This is a genomic window from Sphingobacterium athyrii, from assembly GCF_003071065.1.
Classification (GTDB): Bacteria; Bacteroidota; Bacteroidia; order Sphingobacteriales; family Sphingobacteriaceae; genus Sphingobacterium; species Sphingobacterium athyrii.
This window is the reverse complement of sequence record NZ_QCXX01000001.1, coordinates 615,762-641,547: the sequence shown is the minus strand read 5'-3', so window position 1 is coordinate 641,547 and position 25,786 is coordinate 615,762. Positions and strand designations below refer to the sequence as shown.

Genomic DNA, 25,786 nt, shown 5'->3' with positions numbered 1-25,786 from the left:
AGCCAGAAACTATGTGGAAGCCAAGCGAGGGCTTATTTTTTGTTGTCACCTGACAGAATAGTCTTTGGAGCAGCCTACTCCTTAAATTTTAATCCCTTTTCCATTAAAGCCTGACCTAACAAAGGTAAGGAAGTCTTTCCAAGACCATGGAGCTTCAGCAGGTCCTTCTCCGAATACTGAGCCAGTTTTTCAAGTTGATCTATGCCATGGGTTAAAAGTGCATTTCTAGCGGGGCTACCCAAAAGAGCTAGAAAACCATCTTTAGGTTTCTTTTCCTTTTCGCATATTGGGCATGTTGGGCAGTCTGTACTCTTATAGAAGCTGTGCCCATTAGTACATGTTCTTTTGGTTTTGATTCTTGTCATGTGGCCTATATCTGCTAATTAAATACAATATCAACATTATTCTTCGATTATAGTTTATGCTTTTGCTATTTTAATGTCTGTTGTTCAATAAGATATTCTGGGCGATTTTGAGCGAAAATTTTTCAGAACGTATATCCTATTTTTGTTCCAGAATGTGTTTTTATCGGCTCTGATTTAATTTTGGCTACAAACCAAATGATTGGTTCCATCGGAACTTTTTTTGATATAACGGGGCTGATGAAACAAAAAGTAAAATAGCCCTCCGGTGAAATAGGCAAAAACATCATAAAGATCAGCTGTGTTATAATCCGTATAGTAGGGCATTACCCACTCAAAAACTAGCGATACAATAGCGGCTATAAACCAGATTTGATACAGCGGATAGCTATGTGGATTACCATTGTTAAATAAATAACTTCCCACAACAGATGAGACGTGAACAATGATGGGAACAAAGACAAAATCCGTAAGCCAGCTGTTTAAATATGGAATCTGAAAATGGCAGTGCCGTGTAAATCGGATAAAGAACCAGCACAACCAGTAGAAAATAAATATATTGTCAAAAAGTGCCTTTCCTAATGTGCAAAGGAAACGGCGATCAACATCGCTATTGCTCCGCATGCCATCAACGTTAAAAACATAAAAAAAGCTGTCTGTTTGCCGAATTTTTTCCATGAACTATCGTTAGGATGAATCGGAATGAGTGTCTGTTTTAAGTCGAAGTATTGATTTTTCAGCCAGTTTCCCTTCTTTTTATCTTTCATATGATCTTAATTTTATCATTCATGACACAAAATTAGAACAATTGTTCTAATTTTGTGTCATGAATACGAAAGAAAAAATTGTCGCAGCAGCATTAGATGTATATAACAGGGAGGGGATACGTACGGTAACGACACGTCAGATTGCTCGGGAAATGGGAATTAGCGCCGGAAATCTTCATTACCACTTTAAACATACAGAAGATATTATCTTTACTATTTTCGGGCAACTCCAACGTGATTACGATGAAATGGTGGCTCTATTTGATAAGAAAGATCTTGTGCTTCGGGAGCTATTGCAGGAGTTTATTAACGGATCTTATAGATTGATCAATAAATACAGGTTCATTTTTGTCAATTTTGTTGAGGTATGTGCGTGGATCCCTGCAATTGGTGAGTCTTACAGGGATCTTGTCATGCGTCGTGAGGAGCAGTTTGTCTCCCTCTTCAGGTACTACGCTGAGTTAGGGATGTTCCGGCAGGACATACCGATAGCTATACTGAAGGGTTTTATACGTCAGATTTTTATTATATCAGATTTCTGGTATTCGAGTTTTGCAGTACTGGGAGGCCGGTGTCAATCGGATGCGCTGGAAGACTATCGACAAACGATAGAAGTTGCTTTCTATCCATACCTGACCTAATTCCGGTTCTTGCTTGTGACGAGGTTAAACGCAGTGTTATCCATCAACTTAACCTCTTGTTAAAGTAAAAAGGCTTATTTCTGGCCGTGCATTAAAGCGAATCGGGATACTATGGCCAAGGCCCCTGTTGATATAAAGCGTCCGATTTCCATCTAGTTTTTTAACACCCTGGTCATAGTTTTTGTTGGAGACGGGGATTATCGGAGAGCCCCAAAATGGGATCCGAACTTGGCCCGCATGTGTATGGCCGGACAAGATCCACCCTTCATAACCATTCCATACATCCAGATCAGCAACATCCGGATTATGACAAATGACTAAGCTAGCCTGTTTGCTGTCGTAGTTCTGCATTGTTTTTATCGGGTCGAAGTTTGTTCCCCAGTAGTCGTCCATACCGTAGAGCAACAGGCCAGCTGCGTTTGCACGCTCGTTTCTTAAAACCCTTATTTGATGTTTTGTGATAAGGGCGGTAATCGAATCGGCTGCGGCACTGTCCCTAAAAGCACGTCCATAGTCATGGTTTCCTAAGATTGCCACTGTTAGTATCTTTCCTTTTGGTGCCGCTTGCATGACATCATCAAGGTCATCGAGCGGTAGGGCGTTGTTGGTCAACCGGACGAAATCGCCAGTATAGACAATAATGTCCGGGCTTATTTTTTTAATTTTTTTGAAGCTGTTTTTAATAAAATCTTTATCCACATAGTTACCGATGTGGATGTCCGAAATCTGGACAAGCGTTTTCCCCTCGAGGTTCTCAGGAAGATGTCTTATGGGGAGCTTTAGTTGCTCGTATTTTACCCAATGCGGTTCAATCCGCCAAGCGTAATAGCCGGCCAAAGCTGCAATTAAGATGAAGGAGATAAAACCTTTCTTAAAAAAACGTTTCCTTTTCATTGTGTTTTGGCTAACCAACTGGATTTTGTAACCTGCATATTTAGACTTTTCCAAACTTCATTGCCGATGGGAGTATCGGTTGTGACACCTTCATTGATTTCAAATCCTGCTCCTTCATAGCATTTTATCGCATTGCTGTTCCATGCATACACATTCAGATCCGCGCTATCGTATACATCGTCGATGAAAAGAAGTTTTAGCATGGCGTTTATTGTTTTTCTTCCGAAACCCTTGTTGCGCTCTGTATTGTCAGCAATCAATATGCGGGATAGTCTTGGGGTAGCTCTTTCAAAATTTAATTCGCAATGCCCGATAACGTTGTTTGTTTCTGTACTGATAATTTTGTACGCACGACGCTTGGGATCGGCAATGTATTTTTTTAACTGTACGTCAGTGACTGGAAAAGAAAAATAAGGGCCTGCAAATTGCAGGAGTTCTTCTGGGGATTTTATCCAGGATTTGAAGCGCTCAAAGTCGGTTTCTTCAAATGGAAGTAGTGTGATCATAAATTTATTATTGACATCTAAACCTAAGTATAGGATTAAGTTAGATAATTGTCGGACGCTTTCCTAAAAAAACATCGTGATTTTTGCGAAATTCGTTACAGATTTACTGACACGACGATTGTATGCCAACACTTGTTTTAGATACCCTTGTAAATGCGCCCATAGCTATAGTTTTTGATCTGGCCCGCAGTATAGACCTGCATATGTATTCGACGAAGAAAACAAATGAGCGGGCAATAGCTGGGATCACCAGTGGGTTGATTGAGCTGGGGCAGACTGTTCGGTGGCGAGCAAAGCATCTGGGCGTATATCAAACCTTGACGGTGCGGATCACGAAAATGGAAAAGCCCTATTTTTTTGAGGATAAGATGATACAGGGGGTATTTCAGTCGATGGATCATCAGCATCTGTTTGAAGAGCAGGAGGATGGTGCTATTCTGATGCGGGATGTGTTTCATTTTAGGGCACCTTTAGGTCCTTTGGGAAGGTTTGCTGAATGGTCTTTCCTTACTGTATATATGAAACGATTTCTTGAAGAGCGTAATCGTATCATTAAAGCGGTTGCGGAATCAGGAGATTATGTCTGTTATTGCTGAGGATAGGGTAGAAGGTGGTATTGTTTAAGGTTTGGCTATAAGGAGCTTATCGGTTTCTTGAGGTAATGCTCAGATATGGGTTTTCCAGTAGAAGTTGTTCCTGTAAAAAATCAAAGGCACCTCTCTGGTTCATTGTCACCTGATGGATCTTGGAGAATTCGTTGTAAAAATAGACGCGGAAGCTGTTTGGACCGCGGGGATTCTGAATAATCTTAGTCTCGATGCGGTGGATCTGACTGATCGAGATTTTTTTACTTCCAAAAAAAGTGAAGAATATAAGTTCATGTTCACAAAAAAGATAAGGCGCAATGGTTGCATAAATGCGGACAAGTCTGTTTGTGTATCGTTGGTAAATATCAAGGTCACGGCTATTGAGTGCTCTTAAGGCGAGAATAAATTTCTGATTTTTGGCATAAACGGCCCAGCTTAATCCGCCGAAAAGTACGCCGAAATAAACGAACAAGGTACTAAGTAGGGGGAGGGATTTATAGAAAAAAGTCAGCTTGTCGGAAGTACCCGTCCATTTTTCCAAAAAAACGTAAAAGAAGAAGCCATAGCAAAAAAGAAACATCGCTATAAACAGTCCGATACCAGCATTGCGGACTTTGCAGATTTTCCTTATCTCCGTTTGTAAAAATGAACTTTTGTTGGACGAATAACTTTCCATATAATAAATTAATAGTGTGTAGGCTTGTCTTTTGTTCTCAAATACGAGGGTATCTGATTTCGTGCGATGATCGTTAGATTGGGATTTTCCTCCAGAAGCTGTTTCTGTAGAAAATCGAAGGCAGCTATCTGGTTCATTGCTACCTGATAGATTTTTGTAGCTTCATTATACAGATAGATGCGGAAGCTGTATGTATCACGATAATTACGGACAAATTTTGTTTCTATTGATACGGGCTTTTTTATTTTCTTGATCTCGATCTGTGCAAACAAACTGTCTTCGGCTGAACAATTATGCATATAATGAATTATATAGTAGTGCAAAGATAACAAGAAGGAAGACTTTTTGCTTGTCTGTGTTTTTAAAATTTTTGTTGTTGTTTCGACTTCATCATTTAAATAGTACCTTCTGTATGTAATTTTTTTATTTATTTAGATGTTGCTATTTTGTTGTGGGTTAGTTTGTTTTGTGGTTTTTTTATTATTTCTTAGCTATTTTTCCATGTGGAAAATCTAGTGATATCGTGCATAAAGTACTTGTGTCAATTAAAAGATATAGTTCAATAAAGAGGCTAACGCATGTCGGCGGGCAGCTGTTGATGATCATCTATCTTTGCTGTGCACTATTTGGAGTAGGCCTATTTTCATGGCTTTTAAGACAACTTTCTGACTGACCTATGTTCTGCTACTCTTGTTGTCTTTGGAGGGCTTCTGTCTCTTAAAAATGTGGTTAAATAAAGGGCCGCTGCGATACATGCTGACGGATAGTTGTTGATGATCATCTGTTTTTGCTGTGCGCTATTTGAAGTAAGCTTATTTTTATGGCTTTTAAGACAACTTTCTGACTGACCTATATTCTGCTACTCTTGTTGTCTTTGGAGGGCTTCTGTCTCTTAAAAACGTGGTTAAATAAAGGGTCGATGCGATACATGCTGGCGGATAGTTGTTGATGATCATGTATTCCTTTTCTTTGGATATTATAAAAAGGTGTTTTGTCGCAAGCGAGCAAGCAAGCAAGCGAGCAAGCAAGCAAGCAAGCAAGCAAGCAAGCAAGCAAGCAAGCAAGCAAGCAAGCAAGCAAGCAAGCAAGCAAGCAAGCAAGCAAGCAAGCAAGCAAGCAAGCAAGCAAGCAAGCAAGCAAGCACTCAATGCAGGGCGGGCTGTTGTGTTGAAAAAAAAAGGTATGGATAGAATTTTATCCATACCTTTTTTTAGTTGAAAACCATAGTTTTTACCGTATTTTATATGTTATTTTTTTATTTATATGATTTTTGTAAAGTGTTCTAATTTAAATAATAATATAATTTATTTTTGTGAATTTTGTGTTAAAGGGTGAAAACTCTGAGAGAAGGTTATTTTGACCAATAATGAGCATGATATATGTGGTTTAACCCATAAGAAATGCGCTTTTGGACCGCGCCATTTTATCATTTTTTTCGTCAAATACTTATGCATTCGCGAAGTTATTCTTGATTAACGCATCGTATACAGGTATTTAATGCAGACGGTAATGGAAGGTAGGTAAATTTGTGAAGGAAGGCTTTATAGATGTTCTTTTTAGGGAGGGGCGACATCGGTAGCGGTTGTTATGGCTACAGGGTCAAATGAGGTTGTGTGCTGATTTATTGCTGTTTTTAATTCATTTAAGTTGTTTTATTTCAGTATACTTATGAGCTTTATTTGTTTTTTATGTTTATATGTCGAGATTTCTATAATGATAGTGTTCGAAGACTGTAGCAACACTTGGCATCCTAGGAAATAATTCCTAATGGAATGAAAAATATGTTATTTTGGACCGATGTTGTCCGCTTTTGAGAGTCGTTTTATGTGTCTTGATCTGGAGTAATTTTGGATTTTGTCAGCAAGATTTTTCCTTTGATGAGGTCGTCGTTGAATTGACCGACGGTTGTTTTTTGAAGCATCTCGGACAGGCTGTTGCGAATGCTTTTAAATTCGTGATGTAGCGGACAGGGGTACTGTTCAGAACAGAACTCCAGGCCCATTCCGCAACCTACAAATAGATTCTCTCCGTCAATTGCTTTAACCACATCTGACAATGGAGTGGACATATCGGATGCGTCCAGATAGAATCCGCCTCCGGGGCCTTTCATGGACCGGATAATACCTGCTCGGCTTAAATTTTGCAAGATTTTACCTAGGAAAGCTTCGGGAGAATGGATATTTTCAGCAATTTCTTTTATGCCTACGCGTTTGTTTTCTTGCGAACGTTGTGCGATAAAAAAAACTGCCCGGAGACCATATTCGCATGTTTTGGAAAAAATACCCATAATCTGTTCTTGCTTTTCCACAAAGGTACAAAATCAAGAATAGCCATCCGCAATCCATGAAAAATTTACGGATGGCCATAACTATCCGCTTAACCGAGCTGTAGTGAAGCGGGCCCAAATTCTTCAAAATGAATGTTTTCGCTTTCAATGCCTCGGCTGGTCAAATACTGAAAATGCTTTGCGATAAAACCCGAAGGGCCACATAGGTAGTAGTTGGCTTTTTGCGGCAGATGCTCGGGATCTATTTTAGCAAGATCCACCCAACCCGGTAGATTGTACTTATCGCTCTCCCGGAGTTCATCGTAGAAGGAGAAGCAGCTGATGTGCTCGTATTGTTCTTCCAGTGCCATGAGCCTTTCTTTAAATGCATGTAGCTCACTGTTTCTACAGCCATGGATCCAGGTGACTGCATTTTGTCCGTTAGTATTAACCAGCTGTTCCAGCATCGCCATCAATGGAGTCTGCCCGACTCCGCCGCTGATAAACACATGCGGATATTTATTCTCCATCAGGTTAAAGGAACCAGTGGGTGCTGTCAATTCCAGCTGCTTACCTACTTGAAAGTATTGATGTAGGTAGTTGCTGACCATTCCTTCCGGTTTTCCAGCAGGAGTTTCTTTTTTAACAGAAATACGGAGGTATTGACCGTTACTGGCATCGGACAGACTATACTGCCGTGGTTGATATAGATGGAGTTCAGGTAGGTAAACGCGCACACTTACATACTGGCCGGCGCTATGTCTTGGAACTTTCCCACCGTCGGTCGGTGCCAGGTAAACCGATTGTATTTCTGCAGTCTCTGAAACGATTTTAACAATATTAAAAGGCTTCCAGCCTGTCCAGCCACCTTCATTTTGGACCATTTGATCATACATCTCTTTTTCGATGCCGATCATCAGATCAGCCAATTGAAAGTAAGCTACTTTCCATGCCGCTATAAGTTCTTCTGTAGCTGCATCACCCAGCACCTCGCGGATAGAGGCCAGCAGATGCTTGCCTACGATCTGATAGTGCTCGGGACGGATGTTAAGACTACTGTGCTTTTGTCCGATGTGTTTGACGGCAGATAAGAGTACCGTGGGATTGTCAATATGTTCTGCATAGGCCAATACTGCCGTAGCTAAGGCAGTCTGTTGTTTTGCATTTTGCTGATTGCCCATATTGAAGATATGCTTAAGCTCAGGATTGTGGGTAAACATCCGTTTGTAAAAATAGCTGGTTAGCGCAACACCGTGCTCTTTCAAAACGGGTATGGTTCCTTTGATTAAATCTTTCTGTGTTTCGGTGATCATAATAAAATATTTAAATACCTTTTTGTCTTTTATTTTTTTAAAAAAAAGGAATGAAATGTGATTTAACCTCTTTTAGAGGTTATTATTACTCCTTGATAGGATACATTTGCAAATGACTATCGAAAACAAAAATAGAAAAATTTAATAAAAGACAAAAATATCTTTTATTAAATTTTAAACGAAAACCGATACCGGACATATAGCTAACTGCCGGGTTCTATTGATTCAAAATAGGCTAATGGCCTTTGCCGAATAGGATAACTATTCCCAAGTTTTCAGGTTTTTAGCATAAAAGGTCCATTCCGGAGTTTTGATTACGTCCTTGTCGATATCATACCAAGGGCTTAATTGTGGATCATTCCAATTATTCAAAAGCTGTATTTCCTGCGCGGGCATATAGCTTTGGGCGAGTAGTACGATTGTCTTGCCTTCCTTATTTTTTGCGAGATCAACGACGATAATCGCATGGCCAATGGGCGAGCCTTTCTGTATGAAAGTGTCTCCGATTTTGACTGCCTTCGTTGTTTTTACATTAGGTAATTCGTCATGTAAAGAAGCTGTATTGGCATAGGCAAAGATATACTCCATGTATTTCCAGTATTTTGCATAAGAATAGTCTCCTTTGACATAATTTGTATAACTGCGTGGCTTTCCGTCCGACAGGAAGTTAAACTTAATGTCTTGATACCTTTTTTGTTGATAGAGGTAATCGGCGCGTAAACGCATTACGGCATCGGCGCATTGATGGAGGTCGCGTTTACCAATATCCAGTTTGATAACACTATTGTAGATGTTGTTCCTGGGCTTAATTTTTCCGTTATAATAACGGACCTCATGGTCTATCGGGTAGAGCGGAAGGTTTTCCAGAAAACTGCCAAAGTCTTTTGTGGTATAAGAAAGTCTTTCAAAACCACTGGGTAATGAAATTCTTGTTTTGACAGTCATTCCTGTGGGGGCAATAAACGCCTCAGTATGCTCAGCAGCGGTCTGGTCTTTGGGCTGCGATTGTGATATAGCCGAACTTGGCTGTCCACAGCCAATGAGTGCCTGTAGAGATAGTACAGCTAATAATAAATATGTTGTAGTCATATCGGGTTTTCTAGTCAATGTTTACTGCTCTACTAAGGTAACTAAAATTCAGCAGAGTGCCGAAATCGGGGCCGCCCGCTGCATTGTCCCGCATTATCCATTATTTTAAGGAGCATGGGGATAAATTTGCAACAGTAGGGGGCCTTGAAAAATTTAATTTACCTATTTCCACAACGTTTTTCTGGCGTCAACTGATGTATTTCGTGCTGTTCAAATCAGTTCGAAAAGCCATTAAGGGTGAATTGAATACCTGGGGTACATTGAAACGTACCGGAGGCGTGAAGGAAGTGACCATAAGCGAATAGTGTTCATGTCTTGGTTGTACTCTATTTTCTAAGTAAATTAGAACGGGCGTCTGTTTTCCTAAGAATCATTGACAATAGATGCCCAAAATAAAATACAACGGATATGAAGATACTTTCAGCTGCCCAGATGAGCTGGGTAGATCAGCAGACCATGAAAGATCAGGAAGTAAGCAGCCTTGACCTGATGGAACGGGCGGCAACAACTGTTTTTGATGAAATAAAGCAGTTATACCCACGTTTGGCGCAATATACTTTTTATATTTTCTGTGGTAAAGGCAATAACGGGGGCGACGGATTGGTATTGGCCAGGCTCCTGGATCAGCAGCAGGCTCAAGTCAATGTGTATTTAGTTGATGCGACGGATTATTCAACCGCTAATTTGGCGAATCAAAAACGCCTGTCTGCCCACCTCATTCAGAAGATTAGTCCCGACACTCAGGTTCATATTCCTGCTGGGGCAATCGTTTTGGATTGCTTGTTCGGTTACGGACTGAAACGTCCGCTTGCTGAAGAATGGCGTAGCCTTATCACTGGTATTAATTGTTGTACCGGGCCAATTTATGCAATAGATATGCCTTCAGGGCTGTTAAGTGACGGGCCAACGGCAGCTGAGGCCCCCGTCATACAAGCAGATGTGGTGTATACATTTCAATCACCTAAACTGGGATTGTTAATGCCCGGCAATAGCAGGTGGGCCAAAGCATTCCGTGTATTGGATATCGGGCTGAGCAGATCTGCTCTTGAACAGGTTGATACCATATTTCATTATATTGATTTGGCATTGTTAGGCCCGTTCTATCGGAAACGGAGCAAATTTGACCATAAAGGGACGTTTGGGCATTGTCTGATTATTGGTGGCAGCAGGGGAAAGATGGGGGCGGTGCAATTGGCACTGAAAGCAGCTCTGCGCTCGGGATGCGGGCTGGCTTCTGCTTATATTCCTTCCTGTGGATATACCAGCATTCAAACGGCTGTCCCTGAAGCGATGGTAATAAGTGATCCCGAAGAAGAAATGATTACGCAGTTTCCCGACACTCGTACCTTTCAGTCCATTGGTGTCGGAATTGGTATGGGAACGGCACAGTATACGATTGATGCTTTCAAGGTATTTATTATGCAAGGGCTTGATACTGCTTTGGTATTGGACGCTGATGCATTGAATATACTGGCACAGGATCGCGACTTATGGCAATTTGTTCCGAAGGGCAGTATATTGACTCCGCATCCCAAAGAACTGAGCAGGATACTGGGAACTTGGCAGAATGATTTTGAAAAACTTGAGAAAGTGAAGGCCTTTGCGGAGGAATACCAGCTTTATATTTTGATAAAAGGTGCCAATAGTGCAATAGTTACTCCTGATGGCACAGTCTATTTCAATAGCACGGGCAATGTGGGGATGGCTACGGGGGGAAGCGGAGATATTTTGACAGGGATATTGACAGCTTTGCTAGGCCAGGGCTATTCTTCGCAGGAAACCTTGATTATGGGGGTATATTTACACGGCAGGGCGGCGGATATTGCGGTGCAGACGCTAGGCGTTTATTCTTTATTACCTTCGGATATCATTAGTCACCTCCCCGCTGCATTTTTAGAACTGGAGAAACAGTCATGACGGATTGGTATATTGAACAGGTATTTGCGGCTCGTACCTGGAAACTTCGAAAGGAAGTTTTTAGTTCAAAAGGGAATCTGTCGGAGGTCATGCTGGACGGGGATTTTGAGGCATCTCATTTTGCGGCATACAGTGAAAACGAAGTTGTCGGTGTGCTCAGCCTGAAGCGTTCAGAAAACGATTATGAAATTCTTTATTTTGCTGTCCATCCCGATTTTAGAAGACGGGGAGTGGGCAGTGCCTTGCTGCGTTATACAGTACAATTTATCAAAACCTTCAATGGTCATCGTCTTTTTGTTCAGATGGATGTGGAGCATCAGCATTTTTGGACACGAAATGGATTTGTTCCGGTGAAAGAATCGGGTAAGCCGGACCGATTTCGAAAAATAGTCTGAGCTGGTATTTAACGATAAGTTTTGACTAACCTCAGGCCCTCATTTCCAGCGGCGGTCTTTATGCTGCCTAAATGTTGGTGTAATCAATCTGGTCTGCTGCTGTAATCGGGCGGATGACGCGACATGGATTTCCTGCCGCAATGACATCAGCAGGGATATCTTTTGTAACCACCGAACCGGAGCCAATTACCGAATTTCTTCCGATACGTACGCCGGGGTTAACAACTACTTGTCCGCCGATCCATACATTGTCTTCGATAACAATAGCTGCGGAAAATTCCCAACCCTGATTTCTTGTTTCAAAATAAATCGGATGACCTGCGGTAAAAAGACTGACGTTTGGCCCGAACAGTACATTTGCGCCAATTGTCACGGGTGCGCCGTCCAATATGGTGCAGTTGTAATTGCTGTAAAAGTTCTCACCAATGGAGATGTTATAGCCATAATCGCAACGAAACGGTGGTTCTAGAAAGAAACGGCTACCTGTCGTTTTAAATAGCTTTTGAATGATCTGCTTTCTGAATTTGATCTGTTTGGGTTCGGAGTCATTGAAACGTTTGAGCTCTTCTTTTGCAAATTGCCTCTCTTTAAATAGTTGTCCATCCGTATCGATATAGGGGATGCCCGCAATCATTTTCTCCTTTGGTGATTTCATTCAGTCAATATTTTTGATCTCGCGCAAATATACGGGAAGTTTTTTAGGCACTACATGGACAGTTAAAATTAAACTGTCGTTTATGGGCTGAATTTATTCTTTCTGGATGAAATAATATACTCTTTACAAACAATTTGCTGCTGAGAAGCATTTAGATAATGGAACACACAGAATGCTATTGTCTTCACGGAAGGCTTTTATTCAAAACAATTATTTCAATGAAAATCGCTTATATCAGTACCTATTTACCCAAAGAATGTGGTATCGCAACCTTCACTTCAGATCTGCTGCATGCAGTGGCCCTACACAATCAGGATCTGACCCAGCACGTTATTGCCGTTGCTGATCGAGATTATCTTTATCCAAGTGAAGTGGTTTTTACCATTGACCAGCACCATCAGCTTTCCTATATCGAAGCTGCCAACTACATCAATGACAATGGTTACGACTGCGTCGTACTTGAACACGAATATGGTATTTTTGGAGGGAATAGCGGTATGTATATTCTTTCGCTCATTAATGCGCTTCATATTCCGCTGTTGGTAAATTTTCATACCATTCTGGAGAAACCTAATGTCGACGAGAAGGCGATCTTGATAGAATTGGTCAAACGCGCTTCCATCGTTGTTGTCATGAGCAATTACGCGATTACACTGTTGAAATCTGTCTATCGTGTCAATACCGCAAAAGTGAGGCTCATCCATCACGGGGTACCCGAGTTTCGTCTTAGTCAGGAAGAAGCCAAAGCGCAGGTGGGGCTTTCAGGTAAAAAGATTTTATTGACTTTCGGGTTCATCGGACGGAATAAGGGAATTGAAACCGTAATTGAGTCTCTTGCCGAGGTGGTTAAAGACGAACCTGATCTTTTGTATTTGATCGTTGGGAAGACGCACCCCAATGTACTGGCCCATTCCGGAGAAGAATACCGTGATTATCTCAAGAGCTTGATTGATGCATATAATTTGGAAGAACATGTGCAATTTGTCAATTCTTTTGTCAGCCAGTTGGACCTCGTTACCTATCTGTCGGCCTGCGATGTGTATGTGACTCCTTATGTCAACGAAGCGCAAATCACTAGCGGAACACTATCTTATGCCATCGGGGCGGGGGCTGCAGTGGTATCCACGCCCTATTGGCATGCCAAAGAGCTGTTGGCAGATGGTCGTGGCGTACTGGTAGACTTTAAAAATCCTGTCCAGATGGCGAGGACCTTGACGGCATTATTTAGCAATCAGGAATACCGTATGACCCTGCGCGACAATGCCCGAAACTTTGGTAGGGAGATGACCTGGCGAAATATCGGACTTCGCTACACCCGGCTTTTGGATAAGGTAGTGCCTTCACTGGATGGTTTTAAAGAAAATGTCACTTTTTCTAAAGATGAAATGCCCAAGTTCAGCTGGAAGCATATCGATCGGCTGACCAACCAGGTTGGTATTTTGCAGCATGCGACCTATTCGTTGCCCAATTACAAAGAGGGGTATTGCCTGGATGACAATGCGCGTGCACTACTGGTCACTTTATTGGCACAGCGTGACTTTTCAGATAAAAGACTAGACCGTCGTATCTCCACCTATCTGAGTTACATCTACTATCATCAGCGGGAAGACGGGCTGTTTCATAATTTCATGAGCTTTCAGCATAATTTTCTCGATGAAGTCGGATCAGAGGATTCTTTTGGCCGAACGATCTGGGCTTTGGGGGTACTGCTCCGGGAAACAAAGCTGACAAGCTATTATCAGTTGGGGCATGAACTGTTTTTTAGATCTGTGCCAAATTTTCGTCAGCTGCGGTCCAATCGGGCCATTGCCTATACCATACTCGGTATCGCGGAGTATTTGCATCATCAGTCGAATGACGAAGTCATGATCGAATTGATGCGGGAACTGGTCGGCAAGTTGATGCGGGAATATGAGGCAAGTTCGGATGACAACTGGCAATGGTTTGAGGCTGTACTGGCCTATGACAATGCTATTTTGCCTTATGCTTTACTGACAGCCTATCCATTTCTCAACGATGAGGCAGTGAAACAATTGGGCTTATCGACCCTGACATTTCTGGAGAGCATTACCGTTCAGAATGGCGCTCTTTCGCTGGTCGGCAATCAGGACTGGGCAAAACAAGGAAAACACATCAGCAAATTCGGTCAGCAGCCGCTTGATGTCACAGCGATGGTGTTTATGTACCGCGAAGCATTTCGTCTGACCAACAAAAAGGTCTATTTTGCCCGTATGATTGCTTCATTCCGCTGGTTTTTAGGTGAGAATGATCTAAAGCTTGGACTTTACGACGAAGAAACCAAAGGCTGCTGCGATGGCCTTGAATCTTATGGAATCAATAGAAACCAGGGGGCCGAAAGCACCCTGTGTTTCTATCTTGCCTATATTATCGTTTACGGTGCTTTTATTGATAGCGCTCAGGATTCAAAATAGCAAGCAGCAAGTCTTCCAGGTTGATTGTCGCATAGGTGGATGCATAGTCAGACATCGCGTAAGGCAAAATCAGCTGTTCATTATGAACCAGTGCACCACAGGAATAAATGACGTTAGGGACGTAGCCTTCGCGCTCCTCGTCATTGGGAGTCATCAAGGGGCTGTGAAGACGGCCTATTTCCACATGCGGGTTGTCCAGGTCCAGTAAGGCTGCGCCGAGGACATACTCGCGCATCGGGCCGACGGCATGTGTCAGGATCAGCCAGCCGTACTTGGTCTCTATCGGCGATCCGCAATTGCCTATCTGCACATATTCATAGGCATATTCAGGTTGCTGGATCCTAATCGCTGTTTCCTGCCAGATATTGATGTTATTGGAATAGGCGATATAGTTGTTTTCACCATCAATACGGCACAGCATCGCATACCTGCCGTTGATTTTTCGGGGGAAGAGTGCCGCCCCTTTATTGGCGATCTCCCCATAGATCGGTTTTACCTTGAAATGGTAGAAATCTTTGGTGGTCAAAAGTTTGGGGAGTATGCTGAATCCGTCGTAGGCTGTGTAGGTCGCATAATAGATGCTTTCTCCTTTTTCATCCTTAAACTGTACAAAACGGGCGTCCTCGATGCCTCTTTTTTCTGTATCCGCAATCGGGAAGATGACCCGTTCGGAAATGGAAGTGTCCAGTGAAAATGTCATTTCATAATGGGATGAGGCCAGCCATAGTGCCTGTTGTAAAAAGGTGATGTTTTCGAGGTTTTCTTCGCTATCCCGTCTGACCTCGTCTATATAACGCTTGAGTTCCTCATAAGTAAACGTTGCTGTTAATTTTTGCTCAAGCTTCATTTTCACTTCCGTGGGTTCGGCATGGAGCTCGTTCATCTTTTTTAAGAAGGACTCCTTATGATAACGGTGGTTTTTGACCTGAATTGGTTTGTCTAGCAAATTACCGATATAATCTATATGGATATTATTGTCCAGATCAAGCGTTCCGGCACGAAAAACAATCGAAGATACATGGCCTTCACCCGTGGCCCTAAAGCTCAGTATGACCCGTTTTTCGCCTTTAAAGAGCTCGGTCTGATCCGGGTGTTCTACAATGGAAGGATTAAAAAGCGCTGCGGATTCAATGGAATACTCCATCGTAAAGTATGAACCGATCAACAGCTTGTCCAATTGGCTGAGTTTATCTTTCGGAAATGGAACTTTCTCCAGTAAATGGCTCACTCGTTCAAAATTACGTTCAAAAATGTTGATAATGCTACGATGTCTTTTTGTATAGCTACGGAGAATCTGACCAAAAACCTCTTTTCGCTCGGATTCGCTCAGTCCCAGGGTGCGTTTGATGACCTTGACGGTACGCTCGTCACCGAGAGAGAAAAATCTGGCTAATACCCTTTTCTTGTCCGGTTTGAAATAAATGTCTTTTCGATCTACTTTTACAGGTTTATGCATGTCAGCGTTTTTCAAGTTTACACGCTATAAGAACGATCAGCGACGGGTTTTTGTTTTTATAAGCTTCGGATAAAGACAGGATATGTTGTAAAAATGGAGTAACTTTGACAGATACAAATTTTTAGATATGGCTGAAAATAGTTTAGATAAATTAGAACCAAAAGCAATTTGGAAAAATTTTGCTGCCCTGAATGCTGTTCCACGGGCCTCGAAAAAAGAGGAACATGTCATTTCATTTATGGTAGATTTCGGAAAATCACTGGGATTAGTGACCAGCGTGGACGAAATAGGGAATGTGCTGATCAAGAAACCTGCAAGTGCGGGTATGGAAGACCGCAAGACAATCGTATTGCAGTCGCACTTGGATATGGTTCACCAAAAGAATAACGATACCGTTTTTGACTTCGATAATGAAGGGATTAAAATGTATGTGGACGGCGATTGGGTAAAAGCCGAAGGAACCACTTTGGGGGCAGATAACGGTCTGGGGGTTGCGACCATCATGTCCATTTTAGAATCAGCGGAAATCGTTCATCCGGCTATTGAAGCCTTGTTTACCATCGACGAAGAAACCGGAATGACCGGGGCGTTAGGATTAAAAGGCGGTGTCCTGTCGGGTGAGATCCTATTGAACCTCGATACTGAAAATGACAATGAGATCGACATTGGCTGTGCGGGTGGTATTGATGTTACAGCAACACAATCCTATGCAGCAGAGGCGTGCCCTTCAGATGCCATATCTTTTGAACTTACGGTAAAAGGATTGCATGGCGGGCATTCAGGTATGGATATCCATAAGGGCTTTGCAAATGCCAATAAAGTGATGAACCGACTTTTGTTTAAGGCCAATGAACGCTATGGATTACGTATTGCGTCTTTATTGGGCGGCAGCCTTCGCAATGCGATCCCAAGAGAAAGCGTAGCCAAAGTTGTCATAAATAAAGACAAATCGCCTGCATTCGTTGCGGAACTGACACAATTGGCACAAGAAATCAAATTTGAATTTGCCACGACCGAGCCCCTGATGGAAATCGTCGTACAGCCAAGCGATGCGGTTCATGCGACCGTTGTTCCTGTCCGCGTACAGGAGAATTTAATCAATTGCGTTTATGCTGCATTGAACGGTGTGTACCGTGTCAGTGCGGATTTCGAGGATCTGGTCGAAACATCCAACAATATTGCTAAAGTTGAAGTGGGGGATGGACAAATAGCTATAAAATGTTTGACCCGTTCTTCGGTCGAAACTTCCAAGTTTGATCTGGCACATTCTTTACAGGCAGCCTTTGAATTAGGTGGTTTTGCCGTGGCATTCTCCGGCAGTTATCCAGGATGGGCGCCCAACCCGAATTCCGAAATCTTGGAGCTGCTTAAATCCATTTATATGAAACAACATGGCGAGGCTCCGGAAGTTGTTGCCTGTCATGCCGGATTAGAATGTGGCATATTGGGCACAAACTACCCTGGTATGGACATGATTTCCTTTGGACCCACGATATTGGGTGCACACTCACCGGCAGAACGTGCTTCCATATCTTCTGTTCAGAAATATTGGCAATTTGTGCTCGAAATACTAAGAGAGATTCCACGTAAATAAGATACTATTATATATTGTGACAATAGCTGCTTAGACGATCGTATCAACATACGAAGGGCTGTTTAAAAAAGTTGATGTGTACCCTAGAGGTTTTTACCTATATCCCGGGATATATCAACGATTTGGACAGCCCTTTTCTTTTACAGCTGTACTCACCCCCAAGTGCCGAGGATTCAGGCCATGTCATCTTTCTTTATCCATTAAACGCACTTAAAAAAACACCTTGGTTATGATGCTCTTCTTTAGCAATATCCTCAATTATTTTTTTGTCTTCCTTGCAGAAAACGAAAAATAATTGTACTTTCAGGATGAAAAAATGATTTACTAGACCAAAATTTTATTAAATCTCTCCTATGAGGGATTGACCTAATATTGATATAATGACCATAATCCTCATTGTAATCAGCATTTGTTTGCTCATCCTCTGCATTACTTATTTTAAAATTAATGCGTTTCTTTCGTTTTTACTAGTTTCGATTCTTAGCGGACTGTGTTTGGGTATTGCACCGGATCAGCTGGTCGGTACCGTCGAAAAAGGGATCGCGGGCGTTATGGGTAGCCTGACGCTGATTATCGTGCTTGGCGCAATGCTGGGCAAGATTGTCGCCGAGAGTGGTGCGGCCGAAATCATTGCTGTACAGATGGTCCGACTAATGGGGGAGAAATACCTGCAATGGGGATTGATGCTAACGGGCTTCGTAGTGGGGATTCCCTTGTTCTATGGGGTTGGTTTCGTACTGTTGGTACCCCTGATTTTTTCGGTCTCCTATCGGTACAAATTGCCGGCCGTGTACATTGGCTTACCCATGTTGGCTGCATTATCGGTAACACATGGATTTATTCCACCCCATCCTTCACCTGTTGCATTGGTGGCACTTTTTCATGCAGATATGGGGCTGACATTGATTTATGGTCTTTTGATCGCTATTCCGGCGATTGTATTAGGAGGACCTATTTTCGGCCGCCGCCTGCGGAATATGCTCCCGAGTCAAGAATCAATCTTTCGGCAGGAAAAAACAGTTGATCAACAGGCGTATAAGCAGCCTACCGTTGTTACCAGCTTGGCAGTAGCCTTGTTACCTGTCCTATTGATTATTTTATTTACCCTTATACCTTATATATACCATACCGATGACACGACAGTACAGCGCTGGCTGAAATTTATAGGCAGTCCAACAGCCGTGATGGTCATTGCCATAGTTATAGCCACCTACTTATTGGGGTTGAAACTTGGCCGATCCATGGTCAAAGTTATGTCAATCTATGAGTCGGCCGTCAGGGATATCGCAATGATCCTGCTGATCATTGCCGGATCGGGTGTATTCAAACAGGTCATGGAAGATAGCGGCGTGAGCTTGTTGTTGGCCAATACCTTACAGCAGCTTCCGATTTCACCCTTGCTACTAGCGTGGTTAATTACCGCGGTCATAAGAGGTTGCGTGGGATCGGCAACAGTTGCCGCACTGACAGCTGCGGGCGTTTTATTGCCGATTGTTACAGCGGGCAAGGTTGACCCCAATCTGATGGTATTGGCAATCGGGGCCGGAAGCCTCATGTTTTCCCATGTCAACGATGCGGGCTTCTGGCTGTTTAAGGAGTATTTTGGCCTGAGTGTCAAGGATACTTTATTTTCCTGGTCGATTATGGAAGCCATCGTTTCCATTGTCGGGCTTGTCGCTGTTTTGCTATTGCAAATTATTTTATATTAGCTCATATATTTTTAAACATTAAAATCATTCACGATGTACAACGCAGATGAACAATTCGAAAAATTAGGTTTGACACTACCACCGGCACCGGCACCTAAAGGTGTATATAAACCCTACGTTATCGATGGCAAGTATCTTTATCTTTCTGGACACGGACCGGTACAGGACGATGCTTCCCTGATTATTGGACGGATTGGTAGCGATATCAGTCCCGAGGATGGAAAACTTGCGGCCAGACAAGTGGGATTGACCATGTTATCGACAATCAAAACTAATTTGGGCTCCTTGAATAAAATTAAACGGGTTATTAAAGTATTGGGTATGGTCAACTGTACATCCGATTTTCTGTATCATCCTGGGGTAATCAATGGCTGTAGTGAGTTGTTCGCTGCGGTATGGGGGGAGGAAAATGGAATCGGTACACGTAGTGCGGTCGGATTTGGCTCTTTACCGGATAATATCCCTGTTGAAATAGAAGCGCTATTCGAGTTATATTAATCGGTGGATTATGGAAAATTGGTATCGGGTACAAAATGCGGATCAGGTAGATTCCCCGGCACTGCTGGTGTATCCTGATCGTATTGTTCGGAATATAGAAAGGGCACTGAAATTTGTCAATGGGGATGCCGGCCGTTTACGGCCACATATCAAAACCAACAAATGTAGGGAGGTTTGTCAGTTATTGTTGGACAGCGGGATCAGCAAATTCAAATGCGCGACCATCGCTGAAGCCGAACTTCTTGGTATGGTCGGAGCGAAGGATGTTTTATTGGCTTATCAGCCAGTAGGACCAAAGATAGACCGTTTGCTACATTTGATCGAAGCATTTCCCAATACACATTATGCCTGTCTGGTAGACAATGCCGATTCGGCGCATGAGCTATCAGCGCGAGGGCTGCAAAATGGTAGGCCTCTTGCAATTTACATCGATGTTAATGTCGGTATGGGACGTACCGGGGCTTCTATCGCCCAAATAGAGCGTCTTGTGCTTGATATTCAGTTGCTTGATGGCATTCATTTGATGGGTGTACATGGCTATGATGGACATATTCATGATAAAGATCATCAAGTTCGTGAACAACAAAGCCAGCAGACATATCGTGTACTTGAAATGGTCTATCTGATGGCGCAGGGTTCTACTTCTACACCGCTGACAAAGGTGATCGGCGGATCACCCAGTTTTCCGTTCCATGCCGAACGTGATGATGTGGAATGCAGTCCCGGAACCTTTGTGTTCTGGGATTTTGGTTACGCCGAAAATTATGCCGAACAGGACTTTCTGGTAGCCGCTGTGTTGCTGACACGTGTTGTTTCCATCGTGGATCATAAGCATCTGTGTCTGGATCTGGGTTACAAGTCCGTTGCAAGTGAATCGCCGCAGCCCCGTGTCAAATTTTTTGACCGGCGGATCGAAACGATCAAAATGCAGAGTGAGGAGCACCTTGTCGTTGAAGTGCGGGACAGTACCGATTTTAAGATTGGCGATGAGCTATATTGTGTGCCACGGCACATCTGTCCGACAGTCGCCTGTTATGACGAGGTGCAGGTAGTTGATAAAGGAGCTACTGATCGGGTCTGGAAGGTATTGGCTCGAAGTAAAAAGATAAATTATTGATATGTACGAATTTGAAATGCCTTTTGTGGTTGATGCACACCTCGATTTGAGCATGAACGCCATGGAATGGAACCGGGATCTCCGGCTGCCCATTCAGGAATTGAACCGGCGGGAGGAGGGTATGAACGATAAACCCGACCGGGCAAAAGCGACGGTTACTTTTGACGAACTACGCAAGGGGAATATCGGTATGGTCGTGGCAACGCAGATTGCGCGCTTTGTTCGCCCCGATAGTCCATTGCCAGGCTGGTATTCAGCAGAGCAGGCCTGGGCGCAGACACAGGGACAATTAGCCTGGTACAAGGCCATGGAAGCTGACGGGCACATGAAGATGATCAAAACAAAGGCCGATTTGGATCAACATCGTGCATTGTGGTCTCAGGGAACGGATCATTCAAATAAGCCCATCGGTTACTTGTTGAGTCTGGAAGGTGCCGATTCTTTGGTGGATGTCAGTTATGTGGAAGTCGCCTATAATTATGGTTTGCGGGCGATCGGCCCGGCGCATTATGGGCCGGGGAGGTATGCGAATGGAACCGATTCCTCCGGTAAGCTCAATGCGCAAGGGGTGCAGTTATTGAAGGAAATGGAACGATTGGGCATGATTCTGGATGCCACACATCTCAATGACGATGCTTTTTGGGATGCCATGGGACAGTATGGCGGTGCGATCTGGGCCAGCCACAACAATTGCCGGAAGTTTGTGGATCACAATCGGCAGTTCAGCGATGAGATGATCAGGATTTTAGTGGACAAGGGAGCTGTTATCGGCGTTGCTTTGGATGCCTGGATGATGGTGCCCAACTGGGTGCGCGGTACATCTGACCCGAAATCCAGCAACTGCTCGATGGAAATTATGGCCGATAACATCGATCATATCTGCCAATTGGCTGGCAATGTCAATCATGTTGGCGTAGGAAGTGATTTAGATGGGGCGTTCGGCCGGGAGCAATGTCCTTATGATCTGGAGACCATTGCTGATATCCAAAAGGTTTTTGACTTATTGAAGCAGCGCGGGTACAGCGATGCTGATCTGACAAAAATTGCCAGTCAAAACTGGTTGGATTTTATGCGGAAGGCCCTGCCGGAGTAATAAGAGGGCAGCAGCTTCAAGTTAACTATTTGATGACAGAAAAAAGGGATTACGGTAAGCAGATCGTTACAAAAGGGCCTGCTTACCCGATAGATATGTCTTCGAAATAAATGATATATTCGTAAACAGAAACAATTCTAAACCGTTATGACGCTTACCTTACGCCTCCAGTTATCCCTGATGATGTTTTTGGAATATTTTATCAAAGGAGCCTGGTTTGTTACTTTAGGTACCTATCTGATCAAATCCCTGAATGCATCGGGAATGGAAGTTGCCAATATATTTTCTACGCAGTCGCTGGGTGCAGTATTTGCCCCTTTTTTTGTTGGTTTTGTCGCAGACCGTTATTTTAATGCGGAGCGGGTGCTCGCGGTTTTACACCTCTTGGGGGCGGCTTTGCTTTATGGGATGTCTCAAGCACCCGATGCCAGCCATTTTTACCCCTACGTCTTTGTTTATTTTATGGCCTATATGTCGTCACTTTCACTTTCCAATGGTATTGCTTTTCGACATATCGCGGATGCAAAAAAGTATTTCCCGGGAATCCGGGTATGGGGAACAATCGGCTGGATCTGTTCAGGTCTTGTGATCAGCTATCTATTCCGCTGGGATAGTCCCGAGGCAATAAGCCGGGGAGCCTTGCATAATACCTTTATTATGGGTGCTGTCTGTTCCGTGCTTTTGGCGCTATTTAGCTTGTTTCTTCCTAAAACTCCACCGCAGATACGGGTAAAAGACGAAAAATTTGATTTTGGAAAAGCCATCGGGCTGGATGCGCTGGGGCTGTTAAAACAAAAGAGTTTCTTGATCTTTTTTGTTACGGCCATAGTGATCTGCATTCCGATTTCGTTTTATTATCAAAATGCCAACCCCTTTTTGGTCAATGTCGGTATGGCAAATCCAACCGCAAAAATGGCATTGGGGCAGTTTTCAGAAGCGATCTGTTTGCTGTTGATTCCATTTTTCTTTAGACGTTTGGGCTATAAGAAAATGATTTTATTGGGCATTGCCGCATGGGCATTGCGGTATCTGTTCTTTGCTTTTGGGGATGGACAGGAAAAGGCTTTTCTACTTATCTTAGGAATCGTTCTACATGGAATCTGCTATGACTTTATGTTTGTCGTCGGACAGATCTATACCGATCGGATTGCTGGTGAAAAATATAAAGCTTCGGCACAGGGGCTGATCACGATTGCCATGTATGGTGTGGGGATGCTGATCGGGTTCTGGGTTGCCGGTGGGGTTTCTGATTATCTCAAAGTGGCTTATGCCGAACAATTCTGGGAATACCTATGGTTTATACCGGCTGGAATTTCATTTTTCTGTCTACTCCTGTTCGCTGTTTTTTTCAAAGAAGAAAAAATGTTACAGACAGCAGGGGGTATCAAGTGATCTGACACAGTAATAAAAAAGGCTACTCAAAGTCTGAACTGGCCGTCAAAAGTATTTATCTTACTTTTGAGGTTCATGCTAGTTTTTTGAACAGCCTTTTTTCTAAAATAGGGGCTAAATAAGATCTGATTAAACCATATCAAACCATTGCTGATATTTTTCTCCAATAAAAGGAAGGGCTTTTTTCTCACCCGAGAATGCCGCAATCAAACCTAATATAAGAGCGATAAGCAAAATTATACCAACAGCACTCATGATTATTTCACCGATACCGGGGATAAAGCGCAATAGGCCCAATGCAATTCCTGTGACGGTAATACCGATACTCTGTCTGATGTGGAACTGACCTAAAGAAGTCTTTTCCTTATTGTTCATGATGATGGCTGCAATCAGACCAATTAGGGTTAAATAAGAAATGATAGCAACGGTCTTACCGTCATTTGATGATGTGCTCTGCACTTGGTTTCTCTCCATGATACTTATACAATAAAAAGTTTGCTATAAAAAATGTATAAGGCAAATGTAGAAGAGATAATCCCCGTTTTCATTAGCTGAATTCAGGGATATTTAATTTTTTGCAGTGTTACCGCTATGATTTTTTGACTCCTGAGCTTATCCTTCCACGCTTTCCAGCAGTTGTTTTTCATGGAGTTCAAAGTATTCACCTCTTTTCTCCATTAGTTCAAGGTGTGTGCCCTGTTCGACAATTTCACCCTGATCCATGACAAGGATATGGTCTGCATTTTTGATGGTCGAAATCCGGTGGGCAATAAAAATACAGGTTTTGCCCTTCATGATGCGACTTAATGAGCGTAAGATGGTTTCCTCGGTTTTGGTGTCCACGGCAGATAAGCAGTCATCAAAGATCAATACGTTTGGTTCTTTTACCAGTGCTCTGGCGATGGAAACCCGTTGTTTTTGACCGCCCGAAAGCGTGATACCACGCTCTCCCACAGCCGTTTCAAAGCCTTCGTCAAAAGCGATGATATTGTCATACACGGCTGCGTCCTTGGCCGCCTGTTCGATCTGTTCCTGCGTGAAATGATCCAGTCCGAAACCGATGTTATTGGCAATTGTATCTGAAAATAAGAATACATCCTGAGGGACAAAGCCAATTTGCTGACGTAGATTTTTGAAATTGAGATCTTTTAATGCGATACCGTCGTATTGAATATTGCCTTCGTCTATATCATACATGCGTAGCAGTAGGTTGGCCAGCGTAGATTTTCCGGAGCCAGTTTTTCCAATAATAGCCAATGTTTTTCCGATAGGAACCTGGAAGGATATATTTTTAATGGCTTGAATACCCGTTTCAGGATAGGTGAATGAAATATTGTCCACCTTGATTTCACCTGCGATTTCTTTATCTATTTGACCATTGGCAATCGGCGATTGGGTTTCAAGGAACTCATTGATCCGTTTTTGTGATGCCGCGGCACGTTGTACCAGCGAGGTCACCCATGCTAAAGACATGGCCGGAAAGGTCAATTGATTGACATAGATAATAAATTCGGCGATGTTTCCGGCAGTGACCGTTCCCTTGGCAACTTCAATACCGCCGATATAGATGGTGATGACGGTGCTGAGACCGATCAGCAATAAGATAAGCGGAAAGAAAACAGCCTGTACCTTAACCAGATCCAGTGCTGTGTTGCGGTAAATCGTACTTTCCTTTTCAAAAGCCTGCATTTTGTTCTGCTCCCGGGTATAGGTCTTGATGACACGGATACCTGCAAATGTTTCCTGAACAAAAGAGGACAGGTTTGCCAGCTGTTTTTGGATTTTTAAGCTGCGCTTATTGATGATTTTATTGACAAAAAGGATGATGACCGATAAGACAGGTATCGGTGCCAACGCATACGTCGCAAGCCTTCCATTGACGCTATACATGGCATAGATGACCATAATGGACAGGACCACAGTATTAATGGCATACATTATGGCCGGCCCCAGATAATTACGGACCTGGTTGACATCCTCTGTTGCACGGCTCATCAGATCACCTGTATTGTTTTTGCGGAAAAAACCGAAATTCAGCTCCTGATAGTGGTTGTAAATCTCATTCTTAAGATCATACTCGATATACCGGGAGGTCAGAATAATGGTCTGCCGCATAAAGAACAGGAAAATACCGCGCAAGAGCGAGAGCAACAGGACGACAAAACCAAAGAATAGCAGGCTCGTGCCAAATACTTTGTAAATAAGTTCCTGTCTGTCAAAACCATCGAATAGCCGATAGAGGTAGATATTTTCTTGTACCAAGTCAAACGCTTCGCGAATTACTTTAGCGGGGAGTACCCCAAAGTAATTGGAAATGATAACGAAAATCACCCCCGGAATCAGTTTCCAGCGGTATTTATAAAAGTACTTATTTAAGTAGGCGAGATCCTTCATATTATGGGTACAAAAATAGGACTAATTCGTCAA

Annotated in this window: 27 protein-coding genes; 13 read left to right on the top strand and 14 right to left on the bottom strand. The window is 43.0% G+C overall.

Annotated elements, in window-relative coordinates; genetic code table 11:
* Positions 1-74 precede the first annotated feature (74 nt).
* From DCO56_RS02870 to DCO56_RS02860, 3 genes are all read right to left on the bottom strand, one after another.
* Entirely contained in the window at positions 75-365 is a 291-nt protein-coding gene (locus DCO56_RS02870; protein WP_108632236.1) for an RNA polymerase alpha subunit C-terminal domain-containing protein, read from the bottom strand.
* A 174-nt stretch (positions 366-539) separates the two neighbouring features.
* The gene (locus tag DCO56_RS29015; RefSeq protein WP_146190966.1) at positions 540-986 is read right to left on the bottom strand and encodes a hypothetical protein; all 447 of its coding nucleotides are present in this window, start codon (positions 984-986) and stop codon (positions 540-542) included.
* Positions 941-1,129 carry a hypothetical protein gene (locus DCO56_RS02860; RefSeq protein ID WP_108632234.1) on the bottom strand — a complete coding sequence of 63 codons (189 nt, stop codon included), beginning with the start codon at positions 1,127-1,129 and terminating at the stop codon, positions 941-943. The genes DCO56_RS29015 and DCO56_RS02860 overlap by 46 nt, the downstream gene beginning before the upstream one ends.
* A 59-nt stretch (positions 1,130-1,188) precedes the next feature.
* Between DCO56_RS02860 and DCO56_RS02855 the strand changes: the two genes are divergently transcribed.
* Complete coding sequence (locus DCO56_RS02855) at positions 1,189-1,770, top strand: TetR/AcrR family transcriptional regulator (RefSeq protein WP_108632233.1); 582 nt, start codon at positions 1,189-1,191, stop codon at positions 1,768-1,770.
* Between the two features lie 48 nt (positions 1,771-1,818).
* On the opposite strand, the gene DCO56_RS02850 is transcribed toward DCO56_RS02855, so the two are convergent.
* Both DCO56_RS02850 and DCO56_RS02845 read right to left on the bottom strand, forming a co-directional pair.
* The gene (locus DCO56_RS02850; RefSeq protein WP_219929291.1) at positions 1,819-2,664 is read right to left on the bottom strand and encodes a metallophosphoesterase; all 846 of its coding nucleotides are present in this window, start codon (positions 2,662-2,664) and stop codon (positions 1,819-1,821) included.
* Positions 2,661-3,170 carry a GNAT family N-acetyltransferase gene (locus tag DCO56_RS02845; RefSeq protein WP_108632232.1) on the bottom strand — a complete coding sequence of 170 codons (510 nt, stop codon included), beginning with the start codon at positions 3,168-3,170 and terminating at the stop codon, positions 2,661-2,663. Before DCO56_RS02845 ends, DCO56_RS02850 begins: the two co-directional genes overlap by 4 nt.
* Before the next feature lie 122 nt (positions 3,171-3,292).
* Here DCO56_RS02845 and DCO56_RS02840 point away from each other — a divergent pair, with 122 nt between their 5' ends.
* A complete protein-coding gene (locus DCO56_RS02840; RefSeq protein WP_108632231.1) occupies positions 3,293-3,766 on the top strand; it encodes an SRPBCC family protein in 474 nt (157 codons plus the stop codon).
* 46 nt (positions 3,767-3,812) lie between these two features.
* Here the strand turns inward: DCO56_RS02840 and DCO56_RS02835 are convergent, their stop codons facing one another.
* Both DCO56_RS02835 and DCO56_RS02830 read right to left on the bottom strand, forming a co-directional pair.
* The gene (locus DCO56_RS02835) at positions 3,813-4,433 is read right to left on the bottom strand and encodes a hypothetical protein (protein ID WP_108632230.1); all 621 of its coding nucleotides are present in this window, start codon (positions 4,431-4,433) and stop codon (positions 3,813-3,815) included.
* 8 nt (positions 4,434-4,441) lie between these two features.
* Positions 4,442-4,732, bottom strand: coding sequence for a hypothetical protein (locus DCO56_RS02830; RefSeq protein WP_108632229.1), 291 nt, complete (start codon positions 4,730-4,732; stop codon positions 4,442-4,444).
* A gap of 655 nt (positions 4,733-5,387) precedes the next feature.
* On the opposite strand from DCO56_RS02830, the gene DCO56_RS29010 reads away from it, so the two are divergent.
* Positions 5,388-5,651, top strand: coding sequence for a hypothetical protein (locus tag DCO56_RS29010; RefSeq protein ID WP_146190965.1), 264 nt, complete (start codon positions 5,388-5,390; stop codon positions 5,649-5,651).
* 604 nt (positions 5,652-6,255) lie between these two features.
* On the opposite strand, the gene DCO56_RS02820 is transcribed toward DCO56_RS29010, so the two are convergent.
* The 3 genes from DCO56_RS02820 to DCO56_RS02810 form a co-directional block, all read right to left on the bottom strand.
* On the bottom strand, positions 6,256-6,741 hold the full coding sequence (locus DCO56_RS02820) for an RrF2 family transcriptional regulator (protein WP_342749283.1): 486 nt from the start codon (positions 6,739-6,741) through the stop codon (positions 6,256-6,258).
* Between the two features lie 68 nt (positions 6,742-6,809).
* Complete coding sequence (hmpA, locus tag DCO56_RS02815; RefSeq protein WP_245935764.1) at positions 6,810-8,012, bottom strand: NO-inducible flavohemoprotein; 1,203 nt, start codon at positions 8,010-8,012, stop codon at positions 6,810-6,812.
* Positions 8,013-8,273: 261 nt separating this feature from the next.
* On the bottom strand, positions 8,274-9,101 hold the full coding sequence (locus DCO56_RS02810) for a DUF4846 domain-containing protein (RefSeq protein ID WP_108632226.1): 828 nt from the start codon (positions 9,099-9,101) through the stop codon (positions 8,274-8,276).
* 56 nt (positions 9,102-9,157) lie between these two features.
* On the opposite strand from DCO56_RS02810, the gene DCO56_RS02805 reads away from it, so the two are divergent.
* The 3 genes from DCO56_RS02805 (at position 9,158) to DCO56_RS02795 (ending at position 11,413) form a co-directional block, all read left to right on the top strand.
* Complete coding sequence (locus DCO56_RS02805; protein ID WP_108632225.1) at positions 9,158-9,406, top strand: hypothetical protein; 249 nt, start codon at positions 9,158-9,160, stop codon at positions 9,404-9,406.
* A gap of 103 nt (positions 9,407-9,509) precedes the next feature.
* A complete protein-coding gene (locus DCO56_RS02800) occupies positions 9,510-11,018 on the top strand; it encodes an NAD(P)H-hydrate dehydratase (protein ID WP_108632224.1) in 1,509 nt (502 codons plus the stop codon).
* Entirely contained in the window at positions 11,015-11,413 is a 399-nt protein-coding gene (locus DCO56_RS02795) for a GNAT family N-acetyltransferase (protein WP_108632223.1), read from the top strand. The genes DCO56_RS02800 and DCO56_RS02795 overlap by 4 nt, the downstream gene beginning before the upstream one ends.
* A gap of 67 nt (positions 11,414-11,480) precedes the next feature.
* Here DCO56_RS02795 and DCO56_RS02790 read toward each other — a convergent pair whose 3' ends face one another.
* Entirely contained in the window at positions 11,481-12,068 is a 588-nt protein-coding gene (locus DCO56_RS02790; protein WP_108632222.1) for a sugar O-acetyltransferase, read from the bottom strand.
* A gap of 218 nt (positions 12,069-12,286) precedes the next feature.
* On the opposite strand from DCO56_RS02790, the gene DCO56_RS02785 reads away from it, so the two are divergent.
* Positions 12,287-14,500 (top strand): glycosyltransferase family 4 protein, encoded by a 2,214-nt coding sequence (locus DCO56_RS02785; RefSeq protein WP_108632221.1) that lies wholly within the window; start codon positions 12,287-12,289, stop codon positions 14,498-14,500.
* On the opposite strand, the gene DCO56_RS02780 is transcribed toward DCO56_RS02785, so the two are convergent.
* Positions 14,472-15,956 (bottom strand): glycoside hydrolase family 130 protein, encoded by a 1,485-nt coding sequence (locus DCO56_RS02780; protein WP_108632220.1) that lies wholly within the window; start codon positions 15,954-15,956, stop codon positions 14,472-14,474. The two genes, DCO56_RS02785 and DCO56_RS02780, sit on opposite strands and share 29 nt — an antisense overlap.
* Before the next feature lie 127 nt (positions 15,957-16,083).
* Here DCO56_RS02780 and DCO56_RS02775 point away from each other — a divergent pair, with 127 nt between their 5' ends.
* The 6 genes from DCO56_RS02775 (at position 16,084) to DCO56_RS02750 (ending at position 23,359) form a co-directional block, all read left to right on the top strand.
* Complete coding sequence (locus DCO56_RS02775) at positions 16,084-17,550, top strand: aminoacyl-histidine dipeptidase (protein WP_108632219.1); 1,467 nt, start codon at positions 16,084-16,086, stop codon at positions 17,548-17,550.
* 380 nt (positions 17,551-17,930) lie between these two features.
* Positions 17,931-19,259 carry a GntT/GntP/DsdX family permease gene (locus tag DCO56_RS02770; RefSeq protein WP_108632218.1) on the top strand — a complete coding sequence of 443 codons (1,329 nt, stop codon included), beginning with the start codon at positions 17,931-17,933 and terminating at the stop codon, positions 19,257-19,259.
* Positions 19,260-19,292: 33 nt separating this feature from the next.
* Entirely contained in the window at positions 19,293-19,757 is a 465-nt protein-coding gene (locus DCO56_RS02765) for a RidA family protein (RefSeq protein WP_108632217.1), read from the top strand.
* Between the two features lie 10 nt (positions 19,758-19,767).
* Positions 19,768-20,874, top strand: a complete 1,107-nt coding sequence (locus DCO56_RS02760) for a D-TA family PLP-dependent enzyme (protein WP_108632216.1) — start codon at positions 19,768-19,770, stop codon at positions 20,872-20,874.
* Between the two features lies 1 nt (position 20,875).
* Positions 20,876-21,967, top strand: coding sequence for a dipeptidase (locus tag DCO56_RS02755; RefSeq protein ID WP_245935763.1), 1,092 nt, complete (start codon positions 20,876-20,878; stop codon positions 21,965-21,967).
* A gap of 147 nt (positions 21,968-22,114) precedes the next feature.
* A complete protein-coding gene (locus tag DCO56_RS02750) occupies positions 22,115-23,359 on the top strand; it encodes an MFS transporter (protein ID WP_108632215.1) in 1,245 nt (414 codons plus the stop codon).
* A 129-nt stretch (positions 23,360-23,488) separates the two neighbouring features.
* Here the strand turns inward: DCO56_RS02750 and DCO56_RS02745 are convergent, their stop codons facing one another.
* Together DCO56_RS02745 and DCO56_RS02740 are read right to left on the bottom strand one after the other, a co-directional pair.
* The gene (locus DCO56_RS02745; protein WP_108632214.1) at positions 23,489-23,833 is read right to left on the bottom strand and encodes a magnetosome magnetite crystal formation protein family; all 345 of its coding nucleotides are present in this window, start codon (positions 23,831-23,833) and stop codon (positions 23,489-23,491) included.
* Positions 23,834-23,971: 138 nt separating this feature from the next.
* Positions 23,972-25,753, bottom strand: a complete 1,782-nt coding sequence (locus DCO56_RS02740) for an ABC transporter ATP-binding protein (protein WP_108632213.1) — start codon at positions 25,751-25,753, stop codon at positions 23,972-23,974.
* Positions 25,754-25,786 lie beyond the last annotated feature (33 nt).

What these genes read in the sequence shown, in the direction of transcription:
- DCO56_RS02870 (WP_108632236.1), bottom strand. Translation starts at nt 365, where the DNA reads ATGACAAGAATCAAAACCAAAAGAACATGTACTAATGGGCACAGCTTC.
- DCO56_RS02770 (WP_108632218.1), top strand. Translation starts at nt 17,931, where the DNA reads ATGACCATAATCCTCATTGTAATCAGCATTTGTTTGCTCATCCTCTGC.
- DCO56_RS02790 (WP_108632222.1), bottom strand. Translation starts at nt 12,068, where the DNA reads ATGAAATCACCAAAGGAGAAAATGATTGCGGGCATCCCCTATATCGAT.
- DCO56_RS02855 (WP_108632233.1), top strand. Translation starts at nt 1,189, where the DNA reads ATGAATACGAAAGAAAAAATTGTCGCAGCAGCATTAGATGTATATAAC.
- DCO56_RS02795 (WP_108632223.1), top strand. Translation starts at nt 11,015, where the DNA reads ATGACGGATTGGTATATTGAACAGGTATTTGCGGCTCGTACCTGGAAA.
- DCO56_RS02835 (WP_108632230.1), bottom strand. Translation starts at nt 4,433, where the DNA reads ATGGAAAGTTATTCGTCCAACAAAAGTTCATTTTTACAAACGGAGATA.
- DCO56_RS02780 (WP_108632220.1), bottom strand. Translation starts at nt 15,956, where the DNA reads ATGCATAAACCTGTAAAAGTAGATCGAAAAGACATTTATTTCAAACCG.
- DCO56_RS02745 (WP_108632214.1), bottom strand. Translation starts at nt 23,833, where the DNA reads ATGGAGAGAAACCAAGTGCAGAGCACATCATCAAATGACGGTAAGACC.
- DCO56_RS02785 (WP_108632221.1), top strand. Translation starts at nt 12,287, where the DNA reads ATGAAAATCGCTTATATCAGTACCTATTTACCCAAAGAATGTGGTATC.
- hmpA (WP_245935764.1), bottom strand. Translation starts at nt 8,012, where the DNA reads ATGATCACCGAAACACAGAAAGATTTAATCAAAGGAACCATACCCGTT.
- DCO56_RS02850 (WP_219929291.1), bottom strand. Translation starts at nt 2,664, where the DNA reads ATGAAAAGGAAACGTTTTTTTAAGAAAGGTTTTATCTCCTTCATCTTA.
- DCO56_RS02775 (WP_108632219.1), top strand. Translation starts at nt 16,084, where the DNA reads ATGGCTGAAAATAGTTTAGATAAATTAGAACCAAAAGCAATTTGGAAA.
- DCO56_RS02845 (WP_108632232.1), bottom strand. Translation starts at nt 3,170, where the DNA reads ATGATCACACTACTTCCATTTGAAGAAACCGACTTTGAGCGCTTCAAA.
- DCO56_RS29010 (WP_146190965.1), top strand. Translation starts at nt 5,388, where the DNA reads ATGTATTCCTTTTCTTTGGATATTATAAAAAGGTGTTTTGTCGCAAGC.
- DCO56_RS02810 (WP_108632226.1), bottom strand. Translation starts at nt 9,101, where the DNA reads ATGACTACAACATATTTATTATTAGCTGTACTATCTCTACAGGCACTC.
- DCO56_RS02840 (WP_108632231.1), top strand. Translation starts at nt 3,293, where the DNA reads ATGCCAACACTTGTTTTAGATACCCTTGTAAATGCGCCCATAGCTATA.
- DCO56_RS02760 (WP_108632216.1), top strand. Translation starts at nt 19,768, where the DNA reads ATGGAAAATTGGTATCGGGTACAAAATGCGGATCAGGTAGATTCCCCG.
- DCO56_RS02765 (WP_108632217.1), top strand. Translation starts at nt 19,293, where the DNA reads ATGTACAACGCAGATGAACAATTCGAAAAATTAGGTTTGACACTACCA.
- DCO56_RS02740 (WP_108632213.1), bottom strand. Translation starts at nt 25,753, where the DNA reads ATGAAGGATCTCGCCTACTTAAATAAGTACTTTTATAAATACCGCTGG.
- DCO56_RS02830 (WP_108632229.1), bottom strand. Translation starts at nt 4,732, where the DNA reads ATGCATAATTGTTCAGCCGAAGACAGTTTGTTTGCACAGATCGAGATC.
- DCO56_RS02750 (WP_108632215.1), top strand. Translation starts at nt 22,115, where the DNA reads ATGACGCTTACCTTACGCCTCCAGTTATCCCTGATGATGTTTTTGGAA.
- DCO56_RS02755 (WP_245935763.1), top strand. Translation starts at nt 20,876, where the DNA reads ATGTACGAATTTGAAATGCCTTTTGTGGTTGATGCACACCTCGATTTG.
- DCO56_RS29015 (WP_146190966.1), bottom strand. Translation starts at nt 986, where the DNA reads ATGCGGAGCAATAGCGATGTTGATCGCCGTTTCCTTTGCACATTAGGA.
- DCO56_RS02860 (WP_108632234.1), bottom strand. Translation starts at nt 1,129, where the DNA reads ATGAAAGATAAAAAGAAGGGAAACTGGCTGAAAAATCAATACTTCGAC.
- DCO56_RS02800 (WP_108632224.1), top strand. Translation starts at nt 9,510, where the DNA reads ATGAAGATACTTTCAGCTGCCCAGATGAGCTGGGTAGATCAGCAGACC.